Below are 24,781 nucleotides of genomic sequence, written 5' to 3' on the forward strand. Positions count from 1 at the left end.
CATCTCTGCCATTGGACAACAATGTAAAGTTTCCCGGAAGCGGACATGCACCGGCGGTCATGGGCGTAGCAGCATTTGACTTGCCAACTCGGTTAGGGTCACGGCGACAACGATAAGCCAAGGCGGCGCCTTCCACATGACCAGGGCGACAAAGCCAATCACAGCTATGGCGAAGTCGATTGGCGACAGGATCGCGCTTGTCCAGACCGGTCTGTAAAACGCCGCTCCGAGGATACCAACAACGGCGGCGTTCGTGCCTCTCAGTCCTGCTTGAGCCCGGGGGTGACGCCGCAAGGTATTCCAGAAAGGTATGGCGCCGACTAGCAGTAGGAAGCCGGGCACGAAGATTGCGACCAGACAGATCATCGCACCGACCGGGCCGTTTGGCTCCGGTGTCATAGCGAACCCGAGATAGGCCGCGAAGGTAAACAGTGGTCCAGGAACGGCCTGTGCGGCACCATAACCCGCAAGAAAATTGCTGGCGCTAACCCAGCCTGTTCTGACAACCTCGGTCTCCAACAGCGGGAGCACAACGTGCCCACCACCAAAGACCAGGGCCCCAGATCGATAGAACGCGTCGATCAAGTTTAAGGGTTGCCATCCTGCCAGCGCGGCCAGCAGCGGAAGCACGAATAGCAGGCCCAAAAAGAGTGCTAGGGACACTAAGCCCACAATCTTTGGAATACCGAACGCGAGTTCAACGGGCTCCTGAGCGGTATCTGTTCTGCAAAACCAAAGCCCGGCGATCGCGCCAAATACAATAGCGAGTATCTGGCCTAGAGCGGTCGGTGCCAAGATCGCTATCAAAATCGCGATGAGTGCAATTGCGGCGCGTTGTCGATCTGGGGTCAGGTTCTTGGCCATGCCCCAGATAGCCTGAGCTACAATAGCAACTGCTACCAGCTTAAGCCCGTGGATCAAGCCCTGGCCGACAGGTCCATTGAACAGGCCGGCGAGTGAAGCAAATGCGACCAGCAATATCGCTGATGGCATTGTGAACGCCAGCCAAGCGGAAGCCGCCCCCAACGGTCCCGCACGCAGAAGGCCCAGGGCAAAACCGACTTGCGATGACGCCGGACCAGGTAAAAATTGGCAGAGTGCGACAAGGTCGGCAAAACCCTGCTCATTGAGCCACTTTCTTCGAACGACCAGCTCGTCGCGAAAGTAACCGAGGTGGGCAATGGGGCCGCCGAACGAAGTCAGTCCGAGCTTTAGAAAGACGAAGAATACTTCTGCGGGCGTACCGCGGTTTGTGGTTGCATCACCAGTGGCGTTATCGGCCACATAAGGGGTCTTCATATTTACGCGCTCTCCCGCTCCAGCTTTGGTCGAATAAGAGGGTGTCATGAAAACTTCATGACAAGCCGTCGCATAGATCAAGAAGCAAAGAAAACCGCCCTTGCTCTGCACCGACGGTCTGGCTTCCATAGGCTCGAGGTACGAAGCCGAAAGTGAACTTGCCACTCCTTACCGCCTGTCGCTTGGCGACCCCATTTCACACTCTAATCCCCCAATGTTGGAAGCCTGAAAGCGGCCATTTGGCAACAAAGTGGCCGCCCAACAAAACCAGAGCGCTTGACCTGGCTCATTGAATCGATAGTATTCGATATATGGAATCAAAACACGCCATCGATGTCTTTGCTGCCCTGTCTCAAGGCACTCGTCTGGATACATTCCGGCTCCTGATGGAGCATGAGCCTGATGGCCTTGCGGCTGGCGAGATCGCCCGCCGTCTCGAGGTGCCGCAGAACACCATGTCCACCCATCTAGCCATACTGACCCGAGCCGGACTTATTGAAGCCGAGCGCCACAGCAGGTCAATCGTCTATCGGGCTGTGGTTGATCGGGTGCGGGAGATCACAAGTTTCCTGGTTCAGGACTGCTGCGGCGGTCGTCCGGAGCTGTGCGAACCGCTCGTTGCCGAATTCACCCCGTGCTGCCCTTCGAAGGAGCCGCGCCATGTCTGATCGCGTCTACAATGTTCTTTTCCTGTGCACCGGCAATTCCGCTCGATCCATCCTGGGCGAAGCTATCCTCAACCATGTGGGTCAGGGCCGCTTCAAGGCGTTCTCTGCCGGTTCCACGCCCAAGGGTGCCGTCCACCCGATGACGCTGGAAACCCTGATGAAGGTCGGCATCCCCACCGAAGGCCTGCGGTCAAAGGCGTGGGAAGAGTTCGCGGTGCCGGGTGCGCCAAAGATGGATTTCATCTTTACCGTCTGTGACAACGCCGCCGGCGAGGCCTGCCCGATTTGGCCCGGCCAACCGATGACCGCACACTGGGGCATCGAGGATCCGGCTGCCGTGCAGGATCCAGAGTTCAAGCAACGTGCCGCTTTTGAAGATGCCCTGCGTTACCTCCGCAACCGCATCGGCGCCTTCACCAACCTGCCGCTCGCCAGCATCGACCGCATGGCGCTGAACTCGAAGCTCGAGGCCATCGGCGGGATGGACGGCACGACCACCAAGTCGTCGAAGGTCGCATGATCGACCTGCCGCGCCGCCTGGTTGCGGAAGCCTTGGGCACGGCCATCCTGGTCGTCACCGTCGTCGGCTCCGGCATCATGGCCGAAACCCTGACGACGGACACAGCGCTGGCGCTGCTGGCGAATACCATTGCCACCGGGTCGATCCTGGTCGTGCTGATCAGCTGCCTCGGTCCGATTTCCGGGGCGCATTTCAATCCTGCTGTGTCGCTGGTTTTCACCCTGCGTGATGAACTGCCAGCGCGGGATGCCACACTGTATGCCCTGGTGCAGGTCGCCGGCGGCATAGTCGGGGCAGTCATCGCTCATGCCATGTTCGAGCGGGCGCTGCTGCAGTCATCGACCCATGTCCGCACCGGCGGTGCCCAGTGGTTCTCGGAAGGGGTGGCGACCTTCGGCCTAGTGGCCGTAATCCTGGCCGGTATTCGTTTTGAGCGGAAGGCAGTCCCCATGCTGGTGGGCCTTTACATCACCGCCGCATACTGGTTCACCGCGTCGACGTCGTTCGCCAATCCTGCCGTGGCGATCGCCCGCTCGTTCACCGACACCTTCTCGGGCATCCGTCCGCTGGACGTGCCCGGCTTCATCGTCGCCCAGGTGGCCGGTGCATTGCTCGCCCTGGCGCTGATGTCCTGGCTCCTGCGGGTACCTGCCGGCGGCCACCTCCCTATCAATCCGGAAGACCGAACATGACCGTCACCATCTACCACAATCCCGACTGCGGGACCTCCCGGAACACTTTGGCCATGATCCGGCAATCGGGCGTCGAGCCGACCGTCATCGAATATCTCAAGACCCCACCCACTCGGGAACGCATTGTCGAACTGGTATCGGCTGCCGGCCTCTCGCTGCGCGATGCCATGCGAAAGAAGGATACGCCGTTTGAGGAGCTGGGGCTTTCGGACTCAAGCTTGTCCGACGATGCGCTTCTCGACGCCATCCAGACGCACCCGATCCTGCTGAACCGCCCGCTCGTTGAAACGCCGGTCGGTACGCGCCTGTGCCGTCCGTCTGAGGTCGTGCTCGATATCCTCGACAACCCCGACATCGGGCCGTTCACCAAGGAAGACGGCGAGGTCATCATCGATGCCAAAGGGATGCGCCTTGTCTGATCTTTCCAATATCACCGACAATGCCTTCGAGGTGCCCGACTTCTCGAAGCTGACGGCACCCGACCTGCAGCACAAGCCGCGTATCCTGATGCTCTATGGCTCGCTGCGTGAACGCTCCTACAGCCGGTTCCTGACCTTCGAAGGTCAGCGTCTTCTCGAAGCGTTCGGCGCCGAGGTGCGGGTCTTCCACGCCAGCGGACTGCCGCTGCCCAACGATGCGCCCGATACACATCCCAAGGTGCAGGAGCTGCGGGAAGCCATGCTCTGGTCCGAGGGTCAGGTGTGGACTTCCCCGGAGCGGCACGGCGCCATGTCGGCGGTGCTGAAGTCCCAAATCGACTGGATCCCGCTACCGGGCGGCGCCATCCGGCCGACCCAAGGGAGAACCCTGGCTGTCATGCAGGTATCCGGGGGATCGCAGTCGTTCAACGCGGTCAACCAGATGCGTATCCTTGGTCGCTGGATGCGAATGGTCACGATCCCGAACCAGTCGTCGGTCGCCAAGGCCTTCCAAGAGTTCGACGAGGCCGGGCGCATGAAACCGTCATCATACTACGATAGGATCGTGGACGTCATGGAAGAGCTGGTGAAGTTCACGCTGATCAACCGCGGCGTCGCCGGCTACCTGACCTCCCGCTACAGCGAGCGTAAGGAAGCGGCAGCAAAACTCGAGGAGCGGGTCGGCCTGAAGTCGATCTAATGCGATGGCCGATATCCATTCCAACGCCGCTGCCATCTGGGCCCTCGGTGTTACCCAGATCATAGGCTACGGCACGCTCTATTACAGCTTCAGCATCCTGGCACCCGGCATTGCCGCCGACCTCAACGTGGCAGTGGAGTGGATCTACGGCTGCATATCGTTGGCCTTGCTGGCCGGCGGCCTGATCTCGCCATGGGCCGGCGGTTTAGCCGATCGGCTCGGTGCCGGCAGAGTGATGTCGTCCGGGTCCATCGGGGCGGCGGCGGCGCTGGTGGTGTGCGGCCTGGCCGACAGCACGGTCACCTTCCTGGGCGGAATGATTCTCGTCGAACTGGCGTCAGCCTTTGTCCTCTACTCGACGGCGTTCGCCTTCCTGGCGCAGACGACGGGGAACCGGGCCCAGCGCAGCATAGCCTACCTGACGCTGATCGCCGGATTCGCGTCGACGATCTTCTGGCCGCTGACCACATGGCTGCTCCAGGCTGTGGACTGGCACCAGGTCTACTTTCTCTTCGCCGCCCTGAACCTGGCGGTGTGCCTTCCTCTGCACCTCCGGCTGTCCCGCTTCGCCCGGATTGCCGCTGCCAGGCCGGTGTCAGCTGTCGTCACCGCAGCCCCGACGATCGACAACAACGCCAACCTCGTCTTCGTCATGATCGTCCTCGCGTTCTCGCTCGCCGGTTTCGTTTCGGCGGCAACGCTGTTCCACATGGTTCCCATGCTCGGGCTCCTCGGGCTCGGGGGCGCAGGCGTGTGGGTCGCCTCTCTTCTCGGACCCGCCCAGGTCGCGAGTCGTCTGCTCAACATGGCATTCGGCAAGGATCTTCCGGCGACGGTACTGGCGGTAGTGTCCGCGATCACCATGCCTCTGGCGCTGGGCACGCTGGCAATCACGGCGCCTGCGACCGGAGGTGCCATCGCGTTCGCCGTAATCTTCGGCCTGGGAAGCGGACTGTTCAGCATCGTGTCCGGCACGCTGCCGCTGGCGATTTTCGGCAAGGCCGGATTCGGCAAGCGGTTGGGCTGGATTGGCATGGGACGACTGGGATTGTCGGCGCTGGCACCATTCACGCTGTCAGTCGCGCTCGGTGCCATAGGACCCAAGCCGTCGCTGTGGATACTGGCGGGAGCCGGCACGCTATGCGTTGCCGTTTTCGCCGAGGTCTGGCGGCGCTGCCGACCCACTCGCCCCGTTACGGTTGCGCTGGAGAAACGACCTAACCCGAAACAAACCCCAAGTTGAGCGTCATCTTCCGTGTTTATCGCGCTGATACCTGACCGTAGGCCCTGCCGATGGCTTGGAAGCGTCATCGACTGGCTCTGCCGCAATTCCCTTCGTCAACGCGGAATGCCCGGGCGATATCTTCGTGCATGCCGATGAGGGCGGCCCGGTTTACCTCGATGGCGAAGAGGCGCAGTTCACCGCGTTCTCCGAGACCTATTTCGAGGCCAAGCAAGGCGAAGTGACGGTCTCGGCGACGACCATTCCGGACGGAACGCTCGACATATCCTACACCGGTCCCGGCCGAGCCAACGGAGTTTGCAAACTGCAATAGGGCCTCCGCGTAGCTTTGGGTATCCCCACTCTGATTCATCGTCCGCTTGTGCTGCGGCGACAACCAAAACCGGACTGACCGCTAGCCACCCATCTCTGCCATCGCGGCCCACCTACATTGACGCCGCTTGGCGAACAATGGCGCCGACCGCGGGGACTGGTGAGTGGTCGGCGCCAATGCCACCGTGTCACATCGGGGCATACCCTCGCGTGACGTAACCGGACCTGCCAGCTTGACGTAACTTCAAGCCTCTTGGCGGCACGATGTTACGACTTCTCGATGAGCATAAACCCTGAAGTTACAGCCCTGCTACCTCAGGGTAAACAAGCGTCTTGCGCTGTTCGTGCCGCAGTCTGCATTCGTGATGGAACGCTCGTCCTCCCGTTAGATTAAAACGCTTGCGGGTGTACTGCTCTCGATATGAGGAGGATGTCTGAGCCGACATTAGTCCTGGCCGCTTGGCATTGTCAGTATCTCGTCGAAACGTTGCTCGTTCATTGAGCCGAGGAGCTATTATGGAACAAGAACCACGGACTTTGGCTGCTGCGATGGCCGAAAATGCCCGCACCGCGTTTCCGGGCGAAACCCCGGAGTATCAAGTCGCGCGCCAGAGGCTACTGCAAGAGGAAATTGAGTTTCGTCGCCATATGACGCGGTTGGTTGAACAGCGTCAGGCGCTGCCGGATGGTCCTATCATCTTCAAAGACTACCGCTTTAATACCAGCAAAGAGGCTGGTGTGAGCTTGCTTGGCCTGTTCGGCGACAAGACTACTCTCGTGACATATTTCTGGATGTTTGGGCCGCAGCGCGAGCGCCCCTGTCCCATGTGCACAAATTGGCTGGGAGCTGTGAACGGCAATGGCGCTGATATCGCTCAGCGCGTTTCGCTCAAGATCATCGGACGAAGTCCAGTGGTACGTCAGCTTGCATTTGCAAAACAACGGGGTTGGTCGAACCTCGACTTCGTCCAGACAGCCAACGATGATTACGCGAACGACCTAGGACTAATCGACGAAAAGGGCGGGGAGAGTCCCGCGCTCGTCGTTTTTAAGCGAGACGGTGACCAAGTGCGCCTTTTCTGGTCAAGCGAGATGACCTCAGATATGGCCGACGTCGGTCAAGACCCGCGAGATGCACCAGACATTGCTTCGTTGTGGTCTATCCTTGACCTCACTCCGGAAGGCCGTGGAAGTGATTGGTACCCAAAACTGAGCTACTAAATCGAAACGTCGTTCGGCGGCAATAAAGATAGGCGACACCAAATCCGAAAGCGAGCGGCTGAGTTTATTCTCGTCCGGGAAATGACTCCGATAGGATTCGGTAGACCTGAATTCGCGAACATCCGACCTGCAGCGCAATCGCCGATGGACCAAGCCCCCCAGCTCGGATTGCGCGTACGTGATTGAGGTCCAGCTTTCTCTTCCCGCCTTTATACATGCCTTGTGCCTTAGCGTGCTGAATGCCCTCCCGTTGACGCTCTTTGATGAACCGCCGCTCCATCTGCGCGACCATGCCAAGCACCGTCAGCACGACATGGCCCATCTCGCCGCGTGTTGATACATGGGGATCCAGCACGGTGACGAACGCCTGCCGCTGATCACATTCGTGAATTAAGTTGAGCACGTCGCGGGTATCCCGCCCAAGACGGTCAAGGCGCGCAACCATGAGTTCGTCGCCCGGCCTCAGAAACTGGATGACGGTTTCAAGTTCAACTCGACCTTCACGGCTACCGCCCGATATTTTCTCCGACCGCACTATCTCGCAGCCCTCGGCCTTGAGCTTGGCAATTTGGATTTCGAGGTCCTGGTCGATGCTGCTAACGCGGGGCGTACCCGATGCGGGCCATGTGTCACCTCAATTTTTAGGTGCCAAGGCTACTTGGTCGCTCATAGTCGGTGTCAAGCAGAAGCTGTGAACCAATGCATCATAAGTGCATGGTAGCCTGCGCCAATGATCTCCAACCGAACAAAAATATTCCGCTCTGTGTCGAGTTCGTTGGTTTGGCTTTTGCTGCTCTTCGGCTTAGCTCTGCTATCGATCATCGGTGTGGGGACTTGGTGGGCAGTTGGCCGGATCGATGCGTGGTCGGAAGCAGGCGAGCGCCATTTGATCACTGCTGGGCTGAACCAAGAAGAAGAGCGACTCCCAGTCGCGCAGAATAGATTCGTCGTATGGGACGATGCCGTCGCGCACCTGCTAGCGAACCATCAGTCTTGGATTGGGGCAAATCTTGTCGAAGGGGTAAGCGACTTTTACGCCCATGATCGTGTCTATGTCATCGCGCCTGATGGCCATGTGGTTCGCAGCGCCGAAGCGGGCCGGTACGCGGGGCAAGGTCTAAAGTCCCAAGATGAGGCTGTCGTTAGCGAAATGGTGCGCGACCTTCGGGAGCGCATGGCCCGAGCGTCTGCCGGGCAAGATGACTCCACCGCTACGGTCACCGGACTGGGCATCGTAGACGCCGTTCGGCTGAGCGATGAGGAACTGGCTTATGTCAGTGTTCGGCCAATCGTTCCCACTTCGAGCGCTATCAAGCAGACTCCCGGGGATGAATATGTGCATATCTCAGTCAAGCTCATCTCCGCCAAACTGCTCGAGGGCCTTGGAACCCAATTCGGGTTCGACGATCTGCACTTGGCGGGGCGCAACGAGGCGCACACAACCCTCCCCGTCTTGAGCAATTCGGGAGGAGTGGTCGGATATGTCGCTTGGAAGCCACGTCAACCAGCACTTGGGTTGTTGGTGGAAACCGCTCCAGCGAGCCTAGGCATCTTATGTTTCGGGGCTGCCAGCTTATTAGCTCTGATCGCTTGGCTGCGCCGCACGACCATTAAGCTTGAGCTCAGTCAGGATCGGACAACCTATTTGTCACTTCACGATCCGCTCACCGGGATAGCCAACCGAGTGCTGTTCGAAACGCGGCTGAAGGAGGCGATGGAATACGAGTACTTGGCCCCAACCAAGGTAGCGCTTGTTTCCATCGACCTCGATGGCTTCAAGGAAGTGAACGACACTCTTGGCCATGCGGCTGGTGATGAACTGATCCGTCAAGTTGCCAAACGCTTGGCATTCGCGCTGCCCGAAGAGGCGACAGTTGCGCGTTTAGGCGGCGATGAATTTGCTTTAGTCCAGCCCGGGATGGTTAGCGAGGGACAAGCTCACTGGATATGTGACGGCCTTGTTCGGGCGTTTCGGGATCCGTTCGTCTTGGGTGCCGAGATTATCGAGGTCACCGCAAGCTTTGGCGTGTCGCTGGAAGAAGGTAGCCAAGTACAAGCGGCAGAGATGCAGCGACGCGCTGACGTGGCCCTTTATGTTGCAAAAGCGGAAGGGCGTAACCGGCTGAAGTTCTACAAACCTGAGATGGACGCGTCTCGCCGCGAAAAGAGGACGTTGGAAGTTGATCTTCGGAATGCCTTGCTCACTGGCGAAGGTTTATTCGTCCTCTTTCAGCCCATCTTCAGCATCAGCACTGGTGCAATTGCCGGAGCCGAGGCGCTGGTGCGTTGGCATCATCCGACGCGCGGCCTCCTGTCGCCAGACGTATTCATCCGCATTGCCGAAGAGACGGGTATTATCAATCAGCTTGGCAATTGGGTTCTGGAAGAGGCTTGCCGGGTCGCGGTAGAAGTTGGGTTACCATGGATTGCCGTGAACATTTCGCCCGTGCAGGTCCGCGAGCAAGAGTTTGGGGGCCGCGTCATGAGGGCGTTGGACAAAACGGGCTTGCCAGCCAACCGTCTTGAATTGGAAATCACCGAGGGCTTGTTGCTGCAGAACTCCTCGACTGTTCAAGCCGCGTTGGCGCAACTGCAGGGCACCGGGATTCGAGTTGCGCTTGATGATTTTGGAACCGGGTACTCGTCGATCAGCTACCTACGCACCTATAAATTGAATAAGCTTAAGATTGATCAGTCCTTCATCCGCCTCATGTGCCGTGACCCGGTGACTCGCAGTATCGTGCAGTCGGTAATTCAAATGGCTGATGCACTCGGCATGACCGTCACGGCAGAAGGGGTCGAGGAAGAAGAGCAACGTCAGCTACTCACCGAATTAGGATGCACGCAGCTTCAGGGATTTTTACTGTCCCGCCCGGTGACGGCAGATCGATTGTCGGACCTGCTATCGCAGCAGCGATCAGCCGCTTAACGCCGACTTTGGTTTGGTCCAGCTCCTGAACTGGCTCCGGCGCTCGAATAGCTAAAAAATGTGCGCAAGCCGTTGCCGGGCGCTGTTTTCATACTTGATCAGGAACAGGATCATTGTTCTGCGGCTGACTAAGCAGCGATCCGTTCGAGACGTTCGAAGCCGCGTTCCAACTTAACAAAGCATGCGGGGTCAATGGTCACGGTCAGCTCGGACCGCATGACCGCGAAGGCTTGCGAGGCTGGCATCGCGCTGCGATAGGGGCGATCCGCTTTAAGCGCGTCAAAGATGTCAGCAGTGGTGACGATGCGCGTATCGAGGTCGATCTCCTGCGCCAAAAGACCAGCAGGATACCCTTTTCCATCAAGCCGCTCATGATGGTTGCCCGCGATCACCGCAGTGTCTTCAAATGCCCCGATCTTGGACAGTATCGCACGACCAAGCCTAGGGTGACACCTGATTTCCAGCCATTCCCCGTCATCGAGTTTGCCGTTCTTGTCGAGCACGGCGTTGGAAACCCAAGCTTGCCGATGTCATGCAATAGTGCCGCCCGGCGCAGCCACCGACGCCGCTCAGCCGAATAGCCCATCTCCTCCGCAATCAAATCCGCGAACAAAGCCACGCGGTCGCTGTGGCCGGCGGTGAAAGGGCTCTTGGCATCCACCACTTGAGCAAATCCGGCGGCAATGTCGTCCAGATAATCTTCGTCAACTTCCCGCATGAGAGTGCTCGGCTCAAGGTCGATCACCTTCGTTGGAAGGTCATCAGCACGCATAGCGGTCCAGATCTGCGTTTCTGCGGCGAGCGCCTCAAAGCTGGCTACGAGCTGCGGATCGAACCAACGACCCGATCTGCGTCGGATCTCGGTTAGCGCGGCGTCGAGTCCTCCCCTCATGAAGAACACGTCGGCCACCTGCGCGAGCAAAGCGATCCGTGCAAACAAAGCGATGTCGGTGCCCTTTTTGCCGAGAGGCTGACCAGATCCATCCCAGTGCTCATCCAGATCCAGGATGCCTTGCGCTACCAGTTCCGAGAACGTCATGGTGCGAACGATTTCAGCACCCCGCTGGCACCGGGTCTCGATAAGTTCGCGCGCGATCTCCCCGCCATTTCGGGCGATATTGACCATGGTCTGGAGTCGCTCGACCATCCCTGACTTTCGCGCCGTGTTGGCTATCAGAAATCTCAGAACCTCGGGGAGCCTCTTGTCCACGAACTTGTAGGCGTTCTTAAAACTCAGGTCGTCGGCGAGATAAAGTTTGCAGATGCGAGCGGCATTGGAGCTGCACCCAATGTCCTTAAGCAGCAGGGTATAATAGAGGTCAGAGAGCTCGGCAGGCGTGAGCCCTTGCCGGATGCCAATATGCATTCCCAGCCAACAGGAGCGCAGGCTATGGCCAACCGGCTGGCCTTCAGTGATATCGAGTGCATAGCTCAATGCACCCACGATTTCCGAAAGGTGGATGGCTTCAAATGATCTGTGCATACCGGTCCTCGCCGCTATATTCAGGGCGAGCATAGGCATCAGCTTATTATCTGCTCATTGCCGAGCACCGTACTCGATCAGACAATCTGAGTGGCTGGCGAGCCTTATCCTGCCCTCACCTCAAACGGTGACGAAACATGGCAATTCTGCCAGCCTGCAAGCTATCTAGGCGATGGCTGCTGATGGTGCGGCTGGCGAGTAGATAAACGCATACACCACAATAAATACCGCCCAGAGCAGTACCAGCAGTACCGCCCACCGCCGGGCGGTTCGGTTTGATGTTTGACTCGACGACGCGGGCATCCGTTCGCGGATCGCAGCGAGCACAAGGCCAACCAGTGCGAGCCAGCCTGAGCCTAAGAAGGTACTTCCCAGGACATCGGAAGGCCAATGCGCTCCAACGTAGATGCGCGAGGTACCGACTGCGGCAATCAGGGCAACCGTGAGGCTACCGACGAGTCTCGGATGTCGGGTACTTTGGCCATGCCCCACATAGATAAGGCCGAGAAGCCCATAAAACGCGAACGCCGAAAAGGTATGGCCACTCGGAAATGTCGAGCCGCTTGCTGGCAGGAGTGCATGCGTCTGGTCAGGTCGAACCCGATGCATGACGCTTTTGATGCCACCGACGATTAGCACGTTACCAAGAATCGAAATGATCATGGCAGCCGCTGCGAACCACATTCGCCGCGCAAAAAAGAACAGCGTCGTTAAGACGGCACCGGTGACCACCACCTGCCACGAGCAGAGATAAGTCGCCGTGATCATCATCGCATCGAGAGCCGGATTGCGCATCGACTGCACGGCAGCGGCGATCCCAACATCCCACTTTACCGAAGGACCAGTATAGATCAGCGTAACCGCCAAAATGGAAAACAGCGCCACACATACTGCCGCGACACTTACCCAGCGAACGGCGTGGATGGCCCCCGGACGGTGCCGCTCAGGGAGCGCGGATTTTCGGCTTACCATAGGCCCTCCTGGGCGAAATCCACTTGGTCGCCTGTGGCGAGCGCCCCGTTCAGAAGGCGCGCCTATGCAACTGTCACATCGGGCTTTAGGCTCCACAGGATGCTGTAACGTTAGGTCGCAATAAAGCCAGAGGTTACGTCATCAGCTGACGGCCACGTTACGCAACATTCGGGTATGCCCTGACGTGACAGGTAGCGCATCGCGAACGGCGGCAACGGGGTGGGAAACGGAACGACCGCTTTTAGCAATTGCTGACGGAAAGCAGACGCCGTCAGATGGTGACTACCGACAATCCCACGTTGCACCCCACCATCTAGTCTGGGGTGAGCATTGGCGCTTCGAGCCGTTCGCCAAACCGGGTCGCGCCCGTCGCACTTTTTTAGTTTGCGCGGCGCCGGCCGACCGATCCGCTATGACGGATTGGTTTGCGCGCCGCGGACTCGATACCCAAGTTCTAACTTGTGACGCGGTGCTCGCTCTGGCGCTGGCATTCCATGCCGGTTGCTTGCTTAGGTAGCTACAACGAGATCGGATACATCGCCGCGATGCTCGTCGGTGGCGATGGCATCCCAGCACATCTGGGCGATCTGCCGTTTTTCCTCAAGGCTCAGCGTGTCATGGGTCGCCCGATGCCATTTGAGCGTATTGCGAATGCCGCCGCCGATCAGCCCGCCCATGAGGGCGACCGAATGCGGCTTGACCACGCCATCGGCCATCGCCTCGCTCATCAGGGTGCGGCTATAGGCCCGGGTCTTGCCGAACACCTCGGCCATTGCCTCCTTGGGTATCAGCGGCACGTTGGAGAGATATTCGAACAGGATCGCCCGGTCCCAGTTGGCCCAGAAGAAGTCGATATAGTCGGTGACGTATTTCATCACCCGCACGCGATGCGGCACGCTGCGGTCGATCTCGTCGACCACCACGGCGTTGAATTCCTCGGCCAATAATGCATAGACCCCCAGGATCAGGTCGTCCTTTGACTCAAAGTAATTGTAGATCGAGCCCATCGCCACGTCGGCCTTGGCGGCGATAGCCGACATCGGCGATTGCAGCCCGTTCTTGACGATCAGTTCCGATGCGGCGCGGAGAATTCGCACGCGCTTGTCTTTCTCCAGATCCACCGAGAGTCCCGCCCTACTCATGATTCCGCTCCGAACCTAAGGTTAGGCACAGATCGCGGCAAGGTGACGTGATCGAGGATGGCGCTGGTCATGCTGGCGCCAATTCGGTGACCCGCATCCGGAAATCGTACAACGCCTGCCGGCCCCCCAGGGCATTGCGGGCAAACTGCACGGCACCGCCATGCTGGCGCTCGAGGGCGTCGAAGGCGGCCTCGAGATAGGCCAGCTCGACCCCCAGAAGTGCCCGCCGATAGCTTTCTGGCACGCGCTCGCCGATATCGGCCGGCGGCTGCCAATCGTCATTTGTGCGCAGGAAGTCGGCCTCGATCGCCGCCTTAGGCACGCCCAGCGCCGCCAGCAGCAAGGCCGCCGCAACCCCGGTCCGGTCCTTGCCGGCAGAGCAGTGGAACACCACAGGTGCTTCGGTGGCAGCCAGCAGGCGCAGGAACTTCGCATAGGTTTCGGCATGGGCCGACACATAAGCGCGATAGCCATCTATCATGATCTCGCGCACCATTTCGAATGTGGCAGGCCCCTGCGCCTCGGCCGCCCGGATACGCGGCGACGCACTGGGCTCGATGGACAGCGCGACGCGCCGGCCGGTGAGTGCCGGGGACACCGCGATCGGCGCCGCCAGGGACTCCTCGACACCGCGCAGATCGACCACGGCGCCGATATCCTGTACATCAAGCCAGGCAGTATCCTCCGCCGACAGCCCCGTCAGCCGCGGCGAGCGATAGAACAGCCGAAGCCGAATGGTGCGGCCTTCGCCGGCGGGCAGGCCGCCCAAATCGCGGAAATTGCCGAGGCTGGGCAGCAGATATGTGCTGGCGGCGCTAGGCATAGGCGGCCTTCACGGTCTCATAGGCATGCGCCGTCATGGCTTCGGGGAATACCGCCTCGACTTTTACACCATCGGGGCCGAACTCATAGGTCACGAGGCCAACTCGCTTGATGCCGACCTTGGGTTGCACGTCGTCGGGCAGGGTGAAGGCGGTGGCCGGTCCCCAGACGTGGCGGATGCCGTCGACCACGTGGTCGCGCGACTGGTGCACATGGCCGCAGGCGAATAGTTGCACATTGGCCTTTTCCATCAGCGCGGCCAGCTTGCGGCGCGGCACCATCGGCACATAGCGGTAGGGAATGTCCTCCGGCTCCTCGATCGCATCCAGCAATAGCGGCTTGTGGCAGAACATGGCGACCGGCTTGCCATTGCTGGCCGACAGCATCTGGTCCAGCCACTGTTCCTGCGCTGCTTCTTCGGCAAGGCCCGAGAGAAACAGTTGAGCATTGACCCCGATGATCGACCAGCCGGCCGCATCGAGCTGCCACTGGCTAGAACCGAACAGGGCCTCATGGGTGGCGATGCGCTCGGCGTTCACCGGCTTTTTCGGCATATAGCCGCCATTGCCGGGATTGTCGCCGATATCGTGATTGCCGGCGATCACCCGATAGGGCGCGTCGAGGCTTTCCATGGCTTCCTTGGCAAAGAGCAGGTCATCCGCACGCGCCGTGGCTTCCACCGCCACGTCGCCCGAATGGATCACAAGGTCCGGCTTGTGGGCATTGGCGAAGTCGGACGCCACCTCGTAATTGCCGACAAACTGGGGATGCACACGTGACAGATGGGTGTCGCTGATCTGGACGATACGGAACGAAGTCAAAGCATGCCCTCCTGCGGATTAGCTGGAGAAATCGCACCGCTGCATGTCAGTCGGATGACAGAATGAGCGCTCATTCAGCTTTCATCAAACCGTCATGCAAGCTCACTCCAACCGTCATCCAAGGGTGTTGAAGATGGGATTAGACGTTCTCAACGCAATCGGAGACTTTTCATGTTTCGCATCAAATTGGGCCGGATCGCCTTGGGGCTGGCTACGGCCGTCCTGGCGGTTGGCACAGCGCACGCGGATACGGAACTAGCCTTTTATCACTATCAGACCGGTAAGAGTTACGAGGTGTTCCGTGGCATTCTCAATGAATTCGAGACTGCCAATCCGGGCATCAAGGTGCGCGATATCTTCGCCCAATCCGAGCAGATCACCGGCGAAGTGCAGGCCGCTCTGGCCGCTGGCCGCCCGGTCGATATCGCCACGGTGATCGGCAAGAACATCGTGTTCTTCCTCAACAATACCGGCGCCGTCGACATGGTCGCCGCCTCCAAGGGCGATACCGCTTGGCTTGATGGCTACCTGCCCAACTTTCTCGACCTTGGCCGGGTGGGCGATGCCGTTTATGCCATCCCGCATGCCTATGGCACCCCGATGCTTTACTACAACAAGGACATCTTCACCCAGGCCGGTCTCGATCCCAACAGCCCGCCCAAGACTTGGGAAGAGTTCGTCGCCGACGGCAAGACCATCACCGAAAAGACCGGCCTTCCCGGTGGCGCGCACCTCGCAGCAGCGATGGGCGACTATGGCACGATGGTAATGGTCAACAATGCCGGTGCCACCTACCTCAACGCCACCGGCACCAAGGCCGAATTCGATAGCCCCCAAGGCATCGCGGCGCTACAGACCTGGCAGGACATGGCCACCAGCGGCATGATGCCGATCGCCGGTGACACCGACTGGACCGCCGCCTTCAATGCCGGCCAGATGGGCATGTACATTACCTCGTCCGCCGCCCTGCGCGGCACCGTTGCCGCCGCCGACGGCAAGTTCGCTCTCGGCGTCGCCAATTACCCGCTGTTCGGCGATCATCCACGCCACGTCTCCAATTCCGGCGCTGCCCTCATGCTCTATGCCCCTGAAGGCGAACGGCGCGACGCCGCCATGAAGCTACTGCGCTTCATCAGCCAAAAGGAAGTCGCTAATCGCTGGTCGCGTGAAAGCGGCTACATGCCCTTGATCCAGGACCCGCTGAGCGATCCGGCCATGGCTGCCTATGTCAAAGACTTCCCCTATGTGCAGCCGGTGATCGACCAGATGGCCGACACCATTCCCACCAACGTGTGGCCCGCCAAGGGAACGCTAGAAGCCCAGACCGTCATCCGCGCCATGCTCGATGAGCTGTGGGCCGGCCAGCGTCCCGCCGCCGAGATCGTCCCGGAAGCCGTGGCCAAGGTCAACGCGGCCCTCGCCGCCAACAACTAGGACCAGCATCATGGTGGACACGGCACTGGCTGACGCTAAGGCGCCAGTTGCGACAGGAACCAAGTTACAAAACCTCAACGCGCGCATGACCAGCACCAGCTGGGTGCCTTGGCTTTACCTGGCCCCCACCCTGATACTGCTCGGCGTGTTCACCTATTGGCCCCTGATCCAGACGGCCTATCTCAGCCTCGTCGAATGGAACCTCAATCCCGGACAGACCGCCGATTTCGTCGGCCTGTCGAACTACGGCCGTGTCGCTGGCGGGACGCTGTTCCAGTCCGCCTTCGTCAATACGCTGATCTATATTGCCGCCTCGATCCCGCTGAAGGTGCTGCTGCCCATCCCGGTGGCGATGTTCCTCTGGTCCTTGGGCGGCAAGGGCCATTTCTACCGCGCCATCCTGTTCCTGCCCACGCTGATCAGTTTCGTCGTCGTTGGGGTGGCGTTCATGTGGATCCTCAACCCGATCTTGGGCTACGCCAAGCAATACGCGGCCATGATCGGCATCCACATGCCGAACCTGCTCGCCAGCCCCGGCAGCGCCATCTGGGTGATCATCGGCATCTCCTCATGGAAGGTGCTGGGCTTCAACGTCCTGCTCTACCTGGCGGGTCTGGCCAGCATCAATCGCGACTATATCGAAGCCATGCGTATGGACGGGGCCGGGGACGGCACCATCTTTTTCCGCCTGATCTGGCCGCTGCTGACCCCGACGCTGATGTTCGTTTTGATCTCGACCGTCATTTTCACCATGCAGCAGGTGTTCACCCCGATCGACCTGATGACTCAGGGCGGGCCGTCCAATTCAACCACCAACCTGTTCTACATGGTCTATCAATATAGCTTCGTCACCTTCGATGTCGGTGGCGGCGCCGCGGGCACGATGATGCTGTTCGCCTTCCTGATGCTCATGGTGTTCATCCAGCTCCGCGTGCTCGACAAGCGCGTCCAGTACAAGCAATAGGCCGCCCCATGCAGCTCTCCCGCCCCTGGACTGTCGTCGGCCATATCGTGCTGCTGTTGATATGCATCTCCATCCTGATGCCGATGGTCATCGTGCTCAGCACCGCGTTCAAGCCGATGAACGAGGTTTATGCCGTCGCCCTGGTCCCCCAGCATCCGACGCTGGATAATTTCGGCCGCCTGTTCCAGAACACCGCCTTCGGCTGGTATATCTGGAACACTGCCGGCACCACCGTGTTGCGCGTGGTTGGCCAATTGATCATCGGCGTACTCGCCGCCTATGCCTTCGCCCGCTTCCATTTCCGCGGCCGCGATACGTTGTTCACCCTGGTCATTGGCGCCATGATGATCCCGCAAGTGCTGACCATGCTGCCCATCTACATCATGATGGCGCAATTGGGCTGGTTCGATACCTGGTGGGCCCTGATCATCCCCAATCTGGCCACCCCCATCGCGGTGTTCCTGCTGCGCCAGCACATCATGAGCTTCCCCTCCGAGTTGATGGACGCCGCCGAAATGGACGGCGCCGGCCACTGGACCGCGCTGTGGCGCGTCATTGTCCCCAATCTGGGCCCGGCGCTGGCAGCGCTGACCATCATCATCTTCATCGAGAGCTGGAACGAATACTTCTGGCCCTTGCTGGTCACCGAAAGCCCGAAGTCGCGCACCATCCAGATCGGTCTGCGCGAATTCCTGCAAGAGGGCATGAGCGACTACGGCGCGCTGATGGCCGGCATCATCGTGGCCAGCATTCCCGCCGTCGCCGTCTTCCTGTTTTTCCAGCGCCGGGTGATGGACACCTTCGTTTCTTCCGGCCTCAAGGGGTAATCGCCATGGCTTCGATCCAGTTCAGCGGCATCGCCAAGGATTTCGGCGATACCAAAGTGGTCTGCGACTTTAACCTCGAGATCGCCGATGGCGAATTCGTTGTGCTGGTCGGTCCATCCGGTTGTGGGAAGACCACCTCGCTGCGCATGCTGGCGGGGCTCGAAAAACCCACTTCTGGCCGTATCCTGCTCAATGGCGTCGACATCACCCATGTGCCGTCGAAGTCGCGCGAACTGGCCATGGTGTTCCAGTCCTATGCGCTCTACCCGCATATGAGCGTCGAGGAGAATATCGGCTTCTCGCTGTCGCTCAAGAAAATGCCGCGCGCCGAAATCCAGCGCCAAGTCGCCGCCGCCGCCGAGCGGCTGGAAATCGACCACCTGCTGGCCCGCAAGCCGCGCGAACTCTCTGGCGGTCAGCGCCAGCGCGTGGCAGTCGCCCGCTCCATCGTGCGCCAGCCACAGGCCTTTCTGTTCGACGAACCGCTGAGTAACCTCGACGCCAAGCTGCGTCACAGCGCCCGCATCGAAATCCGCAAGCTGCAGCAGCAACTGGGCACCACCACTGTTTACGTCACCCATGACCAAATCGAAGCCATGACCATGGCCGACCGCATCGTGGTGATGGAGGGCGGACGTATCCGCCAGGTCGGCACGCCGATGCAGCTTTACATGAACCCCAACTGCGTCTTCGTCGCCTCCTTCCTCGGCGCTCCCCCGACCAATTGCATCAAGGGCGAGGTGCGCCATGCCGATGGCGATGTGCTGTTCACTGCGCCGGGCCTTTCCGTGCGCCTGGCGTCTCATGTCACCGACGGCCCCGCGACACTTGGCATCCGCCCCGAAAGCCTGATGCCTCGCACGGACAACGCCCACCATCTCCACCTCGAGGGCGTTGTCCGGTTCGTTGAAGCGCTGGGCGCCGAAACCCTCATCGACCTGGGATTATCGAGCAAAGCCGGCAGCGAGGCGGTCAGCGAGGTCACCGCCCGCCTACCCGGACACCACCTGCTCTCGGCCGGCCAAGTGCTGCCCCTGTCCATCGATCGTACCAGTCTGCGCCTGTTCGACAAGTCCGGCGATGTGATCGAAGGCGGCATCGCCGGTGCCCCGCGCTAGCGACCCTGCGATTTGCCTGATGTGGGGTGGTTAAGGCCTGTCCGCTTTCAGGCAAGCTCCTCGATAGTTGCTGTGTTTGCGGACACGTTCCGCGTGGGCCGAGACTTCATTGCTCAAGCGTCTACCAAATGCCATGAAGCAGCCGCTTGAAATCCGGATACAAAGAGTTTCGTCGTGACCAGACCAGAGGGCATTCAACAAAACATCGGCAAATATCGAACGCTATGGGATGTCATGGCAGGAACGCGGTATTCTTCAGCAGATGATATGTCAGCGCCGCGCGCAGACAGAGCATCAGGGGCTCTAGCGCCAGCGGGCCAGTGACCGGAAGGACGAGTGCGCGATTGCCCTCGAATGCGAAGGTAGCGGCAAAATGGCTTCGGAACGTCTCGACCAGCGTTGTCTTGCAATTGAACAGCACCGCGCACTCTGCAGCGTTCGATCTGGTAGCACCCAATCTGATTGTCGTTCCGCTCTGGCTTGCCTCGGTCAAATATGCCGGTTCGCCCCATTTAAGCGTTTCGGTCAGTGCGCCGACGCCATCGGCTTCGGCAGCTGTGGCAAATATGATCTTGCGAATTTCCAGCAGACGCACACGCACCGGCTCTGGGTAGCGCGATACCGCTTTAACAATATACAGGGGCACCTGCGGAGCGGTCATTGCGAAGCTCTGATTGGCAGGTGGATATCGGTGCGCAATTCCGTCTGGGGCACCTCTCGCGGGTCGTTGAGGTAGGCTTCAAAGAGTGGGGCATTGTCAGGTTCATAGCCAGAGTCGGGCAGCCACACGCCGAGAAACCACCGATAGGCATCTCGCATGTCTGCATAGGGGCCCGTATAACTCAATCGCGCATAGAGCCCGCCGTGGATAATATTTTCCACCAGGGGCGCCTCGACGGCTAGGGAATCCGTGACCGCCAAGCAGGCACGTGAGCGCAAATCCGTCTCCGGTACGAGATCGGGATCGTCGAAGAACACGGCGATCATGGCGGGCCCAGCGGGCAAAATATGCCGTGCGGAAAGTTCGGCAAAGAGCCTGCCATAGCATGATCGATTTGCATGTAGGCCCCTCAGTGATCGATCGCGGCGCAGCGTCGCTCCGGCAAGGTCTCGACCGCTACGGGAAAGGCGCCGGCATCGCTGGCTCGATTGGCGGATTTGAAGCGGCATGCGAGCCACTGGCTCGGTAAGAGGCGGGGCTCATGCCGAATGCATCCTTAAAGGCCCGTCCAAACGTATCGAGGCTGCTGTAGCCGGCCCATGTGGCGATTGCTGCGACGTCCAGATCGGAACTGGACAAGCGATCGGAGGCGCGCTGGAGCCTCAACCTCCGAACCGTTGCCGCAATGGTTTCTCCGCGCATAGCCGCGTAAATTCGGCTCCAATGATAGGGGGAAAGGCAGGCAACTTCCGCCAGCCGGTCAAAGGAGAGGTCGCCCTCCAGATTGGCATATACGTAGTCCACCACTCGACTGAGGCGATCGTTGTAACTTAGCTGACTGTGCATGGCTGCCTCTGTTGGGCTTGAAGAAGCACTCTGGCACGACATGGGCAGGCAAATCCTGCGGAAGTGCGATCAGGCTAAGGAGGCGTCATAGACGCCTATCGTTCACACCCTGAGGCGCTGACAAAATCCTTTAGCCAACCCACATCGTCGCCTGACAGCGTGTCGATCAGCCCGGCGCGAAGATACTGCGGCAGCGTTTCATCCCAGTTCAGACCCGACTTGCGCGCTCTGTCCCAGGTGCGCGGGCTATAGGCGTGGCAGCGAATGGCAATGCCGGCCGCATGCAACTGTTCGGCGCCGACCGGATCGAAGACGTCGAGATCGATGCACAGTTCGTCTAGATCGGAAATCCGCGCCACCGCGAGCGGATCTGGGAATTTTTCATGCACGATGCCGCCGGTGCGGATACCAGGGATCGCGGCTTTAACGACCTTGAGATTGGCATGGTCGAACGAGATCATCATCACCCGGGCCAGGTCATCCGGATCGGCGACGGCCGCCTTTAGCGCCGTCAGATAACGGTCGAGATGCACCTTTTCCTTGATCTCGACTTCCAGCACCATGTCCAGCTCATGCGCCAGTGCGATGGTTTCGGCCAGGGTCGGTATGCGCGCGCCGGCAAACTTCGGATCGTACCAGGCGCCGGCATCGAGGCCCTGGATGTCGGCCAGGCTCATGTCCTTGACGGCGCCGGTGCCGTTGCTGGTGCGATCAACCAACAGGTCATGGATGACCACGATCTCGTTGTCGGCGGTCAGCACGGTATCGATCTCGAGGCTGCTTGCGCCAAGATCCTTCGCGGCGCGAAACGCCGCGAAGGTGTTTTCCGGCGCGCTCACATTGTGGCCGCGATGGCCGCAGATGCGAAGGAAGCCGGTGTCGCGGGCGAGGAAGGGATTGCTCATTTGAAAAGGCTCCAGGTCAGAGTTTGCCGAGGCCGGCGGCCATCACGTCATCCTTGCTGAGACGTTCGGCGAGGATGAAGATGACCAGCATCGGGGTGAGAAGAATGAAGGTGACGACGGCGGCGGTCGGCAGCACCAGAATGTCGCCGCCGAGATAGCTCCAGAGCCTCACCGCCAGCGTCTGCACCTTGGGGGCGCCGACCATGAAGCTTTTCTCGAACTCCTCGAACGAGGCGATGAAGGTGAGCAGGCCCCCCGCGGCAAAACCCGGCCAGGCCAGTGGCAGGGCGATGCAAAGCACCGCGACCCGAGGCGAGGCGCCCAGCGTGCGCGCCGCATAGATCAGCTCATTGGGAATGCCTTCCAGCGTCGCCGTCAGGATGCGGATCATGAAGGGCAGCGTGCCGATCAATTGTACCAGGATCACCCCCAGCACGGTGCCGAACAGTCCGAAGCGGAAGAAGATTTCGCCCAGGCTGATCGCCACCACGATCCCCGGCACGATGACGGGGGCGAGGATGAAGATTTCGACCGCGCGCTTGAGGCGGAACGGGAACTGCGCCAGCGCCCAGGCGGTGGGGAAGGCCAGCGCGCCGGTCAGCACCGTGACAACGATGGAGACGAAAAGGCTGAGCATCGCCGAGGGCCAGATATTGCGGTCGGCCAGCACTTCGCGCCAGGCCGACAGCGAGAACGAGCGCGGAATGATATCGGGCGGAAACCAGCCCACCTTGGGATCGTAAAAGGCCCAGAGAGCGATCACGATGATGGGAAAAAGCAGGGTCAGCGCTAGGTAGGCGTAAAGACCAAATCCAACCAAGCCCTGCGATTTGCTGCTGCGCGATGCCATGGTCAGCTCCTCGCCGTGAGTGCGGCACTGCCGCGGCTGAACGAGCCAACAATGGCGTAATAGGCCAGCAGCACCGCGATCGCCAACACGCTGAGCAGCGTTCCCATGGCATAAACCATGGGCCAGTTGCCCTTCTGGAACCCCTCGGCAAACATGTGCACGCTGAGCGGCAGCGGATAGGCCGGACCGAGCAGGCTCGGGATCACATAGGAGCCGAGCGAGCCGATGAAGCTCAGCAGGACCGCCGCGGTGATGCCGGGCTGCGCCAGCGGCAATTGAATGCGCCACAACACGGTCAGGCGGTTGGCGCCCAGGGTGCGGGCGGCGGCGAGGATGTCCTTGCTGATCGCCGCCATGGCGCCGGCAATGATCAGGGTCATGAAGGGGATGGTTTTCCACGACGAGGCGATGATGGCGCCGACGCCCCAGTCGTCGCGCACCAGCCGCGGCATCGGAATGCCCAGCGGCATCAACAGGCGCGAGGCCATGCCGCCACGATCGAGGATGACGAGGACGAGAAAGCCGGCCACGACCCCAGGCACCACGAGGGGAATGCGATAGAGCGTGCCGAACAGCTTTTGGCTGGTCTCGTTGGCCTGCATCAGCGCCGAGAGCGGCAGGCTCACCAGCAGGCTCACGGCGGTCGGTGCAATGCCGAGCCAGAGCGAGAACCACAGTCCATCGAGATAGACCGGGCTGGAAAACAGCGTGATCCAGGTATCGAGCGTGATTGGCGACGCGCCCGGCGCGCGGCTGGTGAAGCTGCCGAACACGACGGTGACCAGCGGCAGGCCGAAGAAGACCAGCAGGTAGCCGACGCCCGGCAGCAGGCAGAGCAGCAAGGTAAGGGTATTGACCTTGGTTGGGTTCATGGCGTGGTACCCAGCGACTTCAGCAGGTGCAGTGCCATCGGGGCCACGAGCTTGACCTTCTGGCCGGCCGGCAGGATGGCATTGCTGCCGCCGCTGGCGATGGCGCGCAGTGTCTGGCCGGCAGCCTTGACCCAATAGTGCGTGGCGGCGCCCATGAACATGGATTGATCGATGACCCCATCATGTTCGCCCTCGACCGGCACGATGGCCAGGTCCTCCGGGCGGATGGCGACGCCCTCGACATCGGTCTCGGCTGGGTTTTCGAGTCTGCACACCGCGCCCCAGGGCAGGCGGCAGGTCTCGCCCTCGATCTGCGCGGCGATGACGTTGGTCATGCCGAGGAATTCGGCGGTGAAGCGGTATTTCGGGCGGCGATAGAGTTCGATCGGCGTGCCGCGCTCGACAATGGCGCCGTCTTTCATCACCACGATCTCGTCGCCCAGCGCCATGGCCTCGGACTGGTCGTGGGTCACATAGATCGAGGTCACCCCAAGCTTCTGCTGCAAAGCGCGAAGGTCTTCGCGCAGGCTATCGCGCAGCTTGGCATCGAGATTGGAGAGCGGTTCGTCGAACAGCAGCACATCGGGCTCGATGACGATGGCGCGGGCCAAAGCCACGCGCTGCTGCTGGCCGCCGGAAAGCTGTTTGGGCAGGCGGGTGGCGAGGTGCGCGAGCCCGACCAGCTCCAGCGCGGCGGCGACCCGGCGGACGATCTCGGCCTTGCCGACCTTGCGCATTTCCAGCCCGAAGGCGACGTTCTTTTCGACGCTCATATGCGGGAACAGCGCATAGGTCTGGAACACCAGGCCGAAATTGCGCTTCTCGGGCGCGACGCCATCGATGCGTTTGTTGTGCAGCCAGATTTCGCCCGAACTCGGATCGGTAATGCCCGAAATGGTGCGCAGCAGCGTGGTCTTGCCGCAGCCCGAGGGGCCGAGCAGGATGAGGAAACGGCCGGCCGGAATCTCGAGGTCGATACCCTTGAGCACGGTGGTGGCGTCGAACTGCTTGGTCAGGCGGCGAATGGAAATGGAGGCGTCCATGGCAAGACTTTCGGCAAG

Annotated in this window: 25 protein-coding genes and 2 pseudogenes; 13 read left to right on the plus strand and 14 right to left on the minus strand. The window is 60.4% G+C overall.

The features are described from left to right. Positions 1-57 precede the first annotated feature (57 nt). Positions 58-1,299, minus strand: coding sequence for a chromate efflux transporter (chrA, locus tag ABIB57_RS24945; RefSeq protein ID WP_354044099.1), 1,242 nt, complete (start codon positions 1,297-1,299; stop codon positions 58-60). 311 nt (positions 1,300-1,610) lie between these two features. Between chrA and ABIB57_RS24950 the strand changes: the two genes are divergently transcribed. The 8 genes from ABIB57_RS24950 to ABIB57_RS24985 all read left to right on the plus strand — a co-directional run bounded on the left by ABIB57_RS24950 (position 1,611) and on the right by ABIB57_RS24985 (position 7,074). Then, complete coding sequence (locus tag ABIB57_RS24950; protein WP_354044038.1) at positions 1,611-1,967, plus strand: ArsR/SmtB family transcription factor; 357 nt, start codon at positions 1,611-1,613, stop codon at positions 1,965-1,967. Beyond that, entirely contained in the window at positions 1,960-2,487 is a 528-nt protein-coding gene (locus tag ABIB57_RS24955) for an arsenate reductase ArsC (protein ID WP_354044040.1), read from the plus strand. The genes ABIB57_RS24950 and ABIB57_RS24955 overlap by 8 nt, the downstream gene beginning before the upstream one ends. Then, positions 2,484-3,179, plus strand: a complete 696-nt coding sequence (locus ABIB57_RS24960) for an aquaporin (protein ID WP_354044041.1) — start codon at positions 2,484-2,486, stop codon at positions 3,177-3,179. Before ABIB57_RS24955 ends, ABIB57_RS24960 begins: the two co-directional genes overlap by 4 nt. Further along, positions 3,176-3,598: an arsenate reductase (glutaredoxin) gene (gene arsC / locus ABIB57_RS24965; RefSeq protein WP_354044042.1), complete on the plus strand. Its 423-nt coding sequence runs from the start codon at positions 3,176-3,178 to the stop codon at positions 3,596-3,598. Before ABIB57_RS24960 ends, arsC begins: the two co-directional genes overlap by 4 nt. After that, positions 3,573-4,298, plus strand: a complete 726-nt coding sequence (gene arsH / locus ABIB57_RS24970; RefSeq protein ID WP_354044044.1) for an arsenical resistance protein ArsH — start codon at positions 3,573-3,575, stop codon at positions 4,296-4,298. Before arsC ends, arsH begins: the two co-directional genes overlap by 26 nt. Before the next feature lie 4 nt (positions 4,299-4,302). Then, entirely contained in the window at positions 4,303-5,541 is a 1,239-nt protein-coding gene (gene arsK / locus ABIB57_RS24975; RefSeq protein WP_354044045.1) for an arsenite efflux MFS transporter ArsK, read from the plus strand. Positions 5,542-5,596: 55 nt separating this feature from the next. After that, positions 5,597-5,854 carry a hypothetical protein gene (locus ABIB57_RS24980; RefSeq protein ID WP_354044047.1) on the plus strand — a complete coding sequence of 86 codons (258 nt, stop codon included), beginning with the start codon at positions 5,597-5,599 and terminating at the stop codon, positions 5,852-5,854. A 515-nt stretch (positions 5,855-6,369) separates the two neighbouring features. Further along, complete coding sequence (locus ABIB57_RS24985; RefSeq protein ID WP_354044048.1) at positions 6,370-7,074, plus strand: DUF899 family protein; 705 nt, start codon at positions 6,370-6,372, stop codon at positions 7,072-7,074. A 64-nt stretch (positions 7,075-7,138) separates the two neighbouring features. Here ABIB57_RS24985 and ABIB57_RS24990 read toward each other — a convergent pair. Next, positions 7,139-7,700: pseudogene (locus ABIB57_RS24990) on the minus strand (recombinase family protein). Positions 7,701-7,804: 104 nt separating this feature from the next. Between ABIB57_RS24990 and ABIB57_RS24995 the strand changes: the two are divergent. Then, entirely contained in the window at positions 7,805-10,003 is a 2,199-nt protein-coding gene (locus ABIB57_RS24995; protein WP_354044049.1) for a putative bifunctional diguanylate cyclase/phosphodiesterase, read from the plus strand. 128 nt (positions 10,004-10,131) lie between these two features. On the opposite strand, the pseudogene ABIB57_RS25000 reads toward ABIB57_RS24995, so the two are convergent. The 5 genes and pseudogenes from ABIB57_RS25000 to ABIB57_RS25020 form a co-directional block, all read right to left on the minus strand. Continuing rightward, a pseudogene (locus ABIB57_RS25000) lies at positions 10,132-11,486 on the minus strand (HD-GYP domain-containing protein). Between the two features lie 165 nt (positions 11,487-11,651). After that, on the minus strand, positions 11,652-12,371 hold the full coding sequence (locus ABIB57_RS25005) for a phosphatase PAP2 family protein (protein ID WP_354044050.1): 720 nt from the start codon (positions 12,369-12,371) through the stop codon (positions 11,652-11,654). Positions 12,372-12,967: 596 nt separating this feature from the next. Next, positions 12,968-13,600 (minus strand): TetR/AcrR family transcriptional regulator, encoded by a 633-nt coding sequence (locus ABIB57_RS25010; protein WP_354044051.1) that lies wholly within the window; start codon positions 13,598-13,600, stop codon positions 12,968-12,970. A 67-nt stretch (positions 13,601-13,667) separates the two neighbouring features. After that, positions 13,668-14,423 carry a tyrosine-protein phosphatase gene (locus ABIB57_RS25015; protein ID WP_354044053.1) on the minus strand — a complete coding sequence of 252 codons (756 nt, stop codon included), beginning with the start codon at positions 14,421-14,423 and terminating at the stop codon, positions 13,668-13,670. Further along, positions 14,416-15,243 (minus strand): metallophosphoesterase family protein, encoded by an 828-nt coding sequence (locus ABIB57_RS25020; RefSeq protein ID WP_354044054.1) that lies wholly within the window; start codon positions 15,241-15,243, stop codon positions 14,416-14,418. Before ABIB57_RS25020 ends, ABIB57_RS25015 begins: the two co-directional genes overlap by 8 nt. Before the next feature lie 171 nt (positions 15,244-15,414). Between ABIB57_RS25020 and ABIB57_RS25025 the strand changes: the two genes are divergently transcribed. The 4 genes from ABIB57_RS25025 to ABIB57_RS25040 all read left to right on the plus strand — a co-directional run bounded on the left by ABIB57_RS25025 (position 15,415) and on the right by ABIB57_RS25040 (position 19,586). Then, the gene (locus ABIB57_RS25025; protein WP_354044056.1) at positions 15,415-16,677 is read left to right on the plus strand and encodes an ABC transporter substrate-binding protein; all 1,263 of its coding nucleotides are present in this window, start codon (positions 15,415-15,417) and stop codon (positions 16,675-16,677) included. An 85-nt stretch (positions 16,678-16,762) separates the two neighbouring features. Further along, positions 16,763-17,641 (plus strand): carbohydrate ABC transporter permease, encoded by an 879-nt coding sequence (locus ABIB57_RS25030; protein ID WP_354044057.1) that lies wholly within the window; start codon positions 16,763-16,765, stop codon positions 17,639-17,641. A gap of 8 nt (positions 17,642-17,649) precedes the next feature. Beyond that, entirely contained in the window at positions 17,650-18,468 is an 819-nt protein-coding gene (locus ABIB57_RS25035) for a carbohydrate ABC transporter permease (protein ID WP_354044058.1), read from the plus strand. A 5-nt stretch (positions 18,469-18,473) separates the two neighbouring features. Next, a complete protein-coding gene (locus ABIB57_RS25040; protein WP_354044060.1) occupies positions 18,474-19,586 on the plus strand; it encodes an ABC transporter ATP-binding protein in 1,113 nt (370 codons plus the stop codon). Positions 19,587-19,818: 232 nt separating this feature from the next. Here the strand turns inward: ABIB57_RS25040 and ABIB57_RS25045 are convergent, their stop codons facing one another. The 7 genes from ABIB57_RS25045 to ABIB57_RS25075 form a co-directional block, all read right to left on the minus strand. Further along, positions 19,819-20,247 (minus strand): DUF1801 domain-containing protein, encoded by a 429-nt coding sequence (locus ABIB57_RS25045; RefSeq protein ID WP_354044061.1) that lies wholly within the window; start codon positions 20,245-20,247, stop codon positions 19,819-19,821. Beyond that, complete coding sequence (locus ABIB57_RS25050) at positions 20,244-20,573, minus strand: AraC family transcriptional regulator (protein ID WP_354044063.1); 330 nt, start codon at positions 20,571-20,573, stop codon at positions 20,244-20,246. Before ABIB57_RS25050 ends, ABIB57_RS25045 begins: the two co-directional genes overlap by 4 nt. A 130-nt stretch (positions 20,574-20,703) precedes the next feature. After that, on the minus strand, positions 20,704-21,093 hold the full coding sequence (locus ABIB57_RS25055; RefSeq protein ID WP_354044064.1) for a helix-turn-helix domain-containing protein: 390 nt from the start codon (positions 21,091-21,093) through the stop codon (positions 20,704-20,706). A 95-nt stretch (positions 21,094-21,188) separates the two neighbouring features. Next, the gene (locus tag ABIB57_RS25060) at positions 21,189-21,998 is read right to left on the minus strand and encodes a glycerophosphodiester phosphodiesterase (protein ID WP_354044066.1); all 810 of its coding nucleotides are present in this window, start codon (positions 21,996-21,998) and stop codon (positions 21,189-21,191) included. Between the two features lie 16 nt (positions 21,999-22,014). Continuing rightward, complete coding sequence (locus tag ABIB57_RS25065; RefSeq protein WP_354044067.1) at positions 22,015-22,848, minus strand: ABC transporter permease; 834 nt, start codon at positions 22,846-22,848, stop codon at positions 22,015-22,017. A 2-nt stretch (positions 22,849-22,850) separates the two neighbouring features. After that, the gene (locus ABIB57_RS25070; RefSeq protein WP_354044069.1) at positions 22,851-23,720 is read right to left on the minus strand and encodes an ABC transporter permease; all 870 of its coding nucleotides are present in this window, start codon (positions 23,718-23,720) and stop codon (positions 22,851-22,853) included. Beyond that, positions 23,717-24,763 carry an ABC transporter ATP-binding protein gene (locus ABIB57_RS25075; protein WP_354044070.1) on the minus strand — a complete coding sequence of 349 codons (1,047 nt, stop codon included), beginning with the start codon at positions 24,761-24,763 and terminating at the stop codon, positions 23,717-23,719. The genes ABIB57_RS25070 and ABIB57_RS25075 overlap by 4 nt, the downstream gene beginning before the upstream one ends. Positions 24,764-24,781: the final 18 nt, after the last annotated feature.

It is taken from the genome of Devosia sp. UYZn731 (assembly GCF_040546795.1).
Lineage (GTDB): Bacteria > Pseudomonadota > Alphaproteobacteria > Rhizobiales > Devosiaceae > Devosia.

What these genes read in the sequence shown, in the direction of transcription:
- ABIB57_RS25065 (WP_354044067.1), bottom strand. Translation starts at nt 22,848, where the DNA reads ATGGCATCGCGCAGCAGCAAATCGCAGGGCTTGGTTGGATTTGGTCTT.
- ABIB57_RS25015 (WP_354044053.1), bottom strand. Translation starts at nt 14,423, where the DNA reads ATGCCTAGCGCCGCCAGCACATATCTGCTGCCCAGCCTCGGCAATTTC.
- arsH (WP_354044044.1), top strand. Translation starts at nt 3,573, where the DNA reads ATGCCAAAGGGATGCGCCTTGTCTGATCTTTCCAATATCACCGACAAT.
- ABIB57_RS25050 (WP_354044063.1), bottom strand. Translation starts at nt 20,573, where the DNA reads ATGATCGCCGTGTTCTTCGACGATCCCGATCTCGTACCGGAGACGGAT.
- ABIB57_RS25060 (WP_354044066.1), bottom strand. Translation starts at nt 21,998, where the DNA reads ATGAGCAATCCCTTCCTCGCCCGCGACACCGGCTTCCTTCGCATCTGC.
- ABIB57_RS24955 (WP_354044040.1), top strand. Translation starts at nt 1,960, where the DNA reads ATGTCTGATCGCGTCTACAATGTTCTTTTCCTGTGCACCGGCAATTCC.
- ABIB57_RS24995 (WP_354044049.1), top strand. Translation starts at nt 7,805, where the DNA reads ATGATCTCCAACCGAACAAAAATATTCCGCTCTGTGTCGAGTTCGTTG.
- ABIB57_RS24950 (WP_354044038.1), top strand. Translation starts at nt 1,611, where the DNA reads ATGGAATCAAAACACGCCATCGATGTCTTTGCTGCCCTGTCTCAAGGC.
- ABIB57_RS25075 (WP_354044070.1), bottom strand. Translation starts at nt 24,763, where the DNA reads ATGGACGCCTCCATTTCCATTCGCCGCCTGACCAAGCAGTTCGACGCC.
- chrA (WP_354044099.1), bottom strand. Translation starts at nt 1,299, where the DNA reads ATGAAGACCCCTTATGTGGCCGATAACGCCACTGGTGATGCAACCACA.
- ABIB57_RS24985 (WP_354044048.1), top strand. Translation starts at nt 6,370, where the DNA reads ATGGAACAAGAACCACGGACTTTGGCTGCTGCGATGGCCGAAAATGCC.
- arsC (WP_354044042.1), top strand. Translation starts at nt 3,176, where the DNA reads ATGACCGTCACCATCTACCACAATCCCGACTGCGGGACCTCCCGGAAC.
- ABIB57_RS25040 (WP_354044060.1), top strand. Translation starts at nt 18,474, where the DNA reads ATGGCTTCGATCCAGTTCAGCGGCATCGCCAAGGATTTCGGCGATACC.
- ABIB57_RS25035 (WP_354044058.1), top strand. Translation starts at nt 17,650, where the DNA reads ATGCAGCTCTCCCGCCCCTGGACTGTCGTCGGCCATATCGTGCTGCTG.
- ABIB57_RS25030 (WP_354044057.1), top strand. Translation starts at nt 16,763, where the DNA reads ATGACCAGCACCAGCTGGGTGCCTTGGCTTTACCTGGCCCCCACCCTG.
- ABIB57_RS25070 (WP_354044069.1), bottom strand. Translation starts at nt 23,720, where the DNA reads ATGAACCCAACCAAGGTCAATACCCTTACCTTGCTGCTCTGCCTGCTG.
- ABIB57_RS25025 (WP_354044056.1), top strand. Translation starts at nt 15,415, where the DNA reads ATGTTTCGCATCAAATTGGGCCGGATCGCCTTGGGGCTGGCTACGGCC.
- ABIB57_RS25055 (WP_354044064.1), bottom strand. Translation starts at nt 21,093, where the DNA reads ATGCACAGTCAGCTAAGTTACAACGATCGCCTCAGTCGAGTGGTGGAC.
- ABIB57_RS24960 (WP_354044041.1), top strand. Translation starts at nt 2,484, where the DNA reads ATGATCGACCTGCCGCGCCGCCTGGTTGCGGAAGCCTTGGGCACGGCC.
- ABIB57_RS25045 (WP_354044061.1), bottom strand. Translation starts at nt 20,247, where the DNA reads ATGACCGCTCCGCAGGTGCCCCTGTATATTGTTAAAGCGGTATCGCGC.
- arsK (WP_354044045.1), top strand. Translation starts at nt 4,303, where the DNA reads ATGGCCGATATCCATTCCAACGCCGCTGCCATCTGGGCCCTCGGTGTT.
- ABIB57_RS25010 (WP_354044051.1), bottom strand. Translation starts at nt 13,600, where the DNA reads ATGAGTAGGGCGGGACTCTCGGTGGATCTGGAGAAAGACAAGCGCGTG.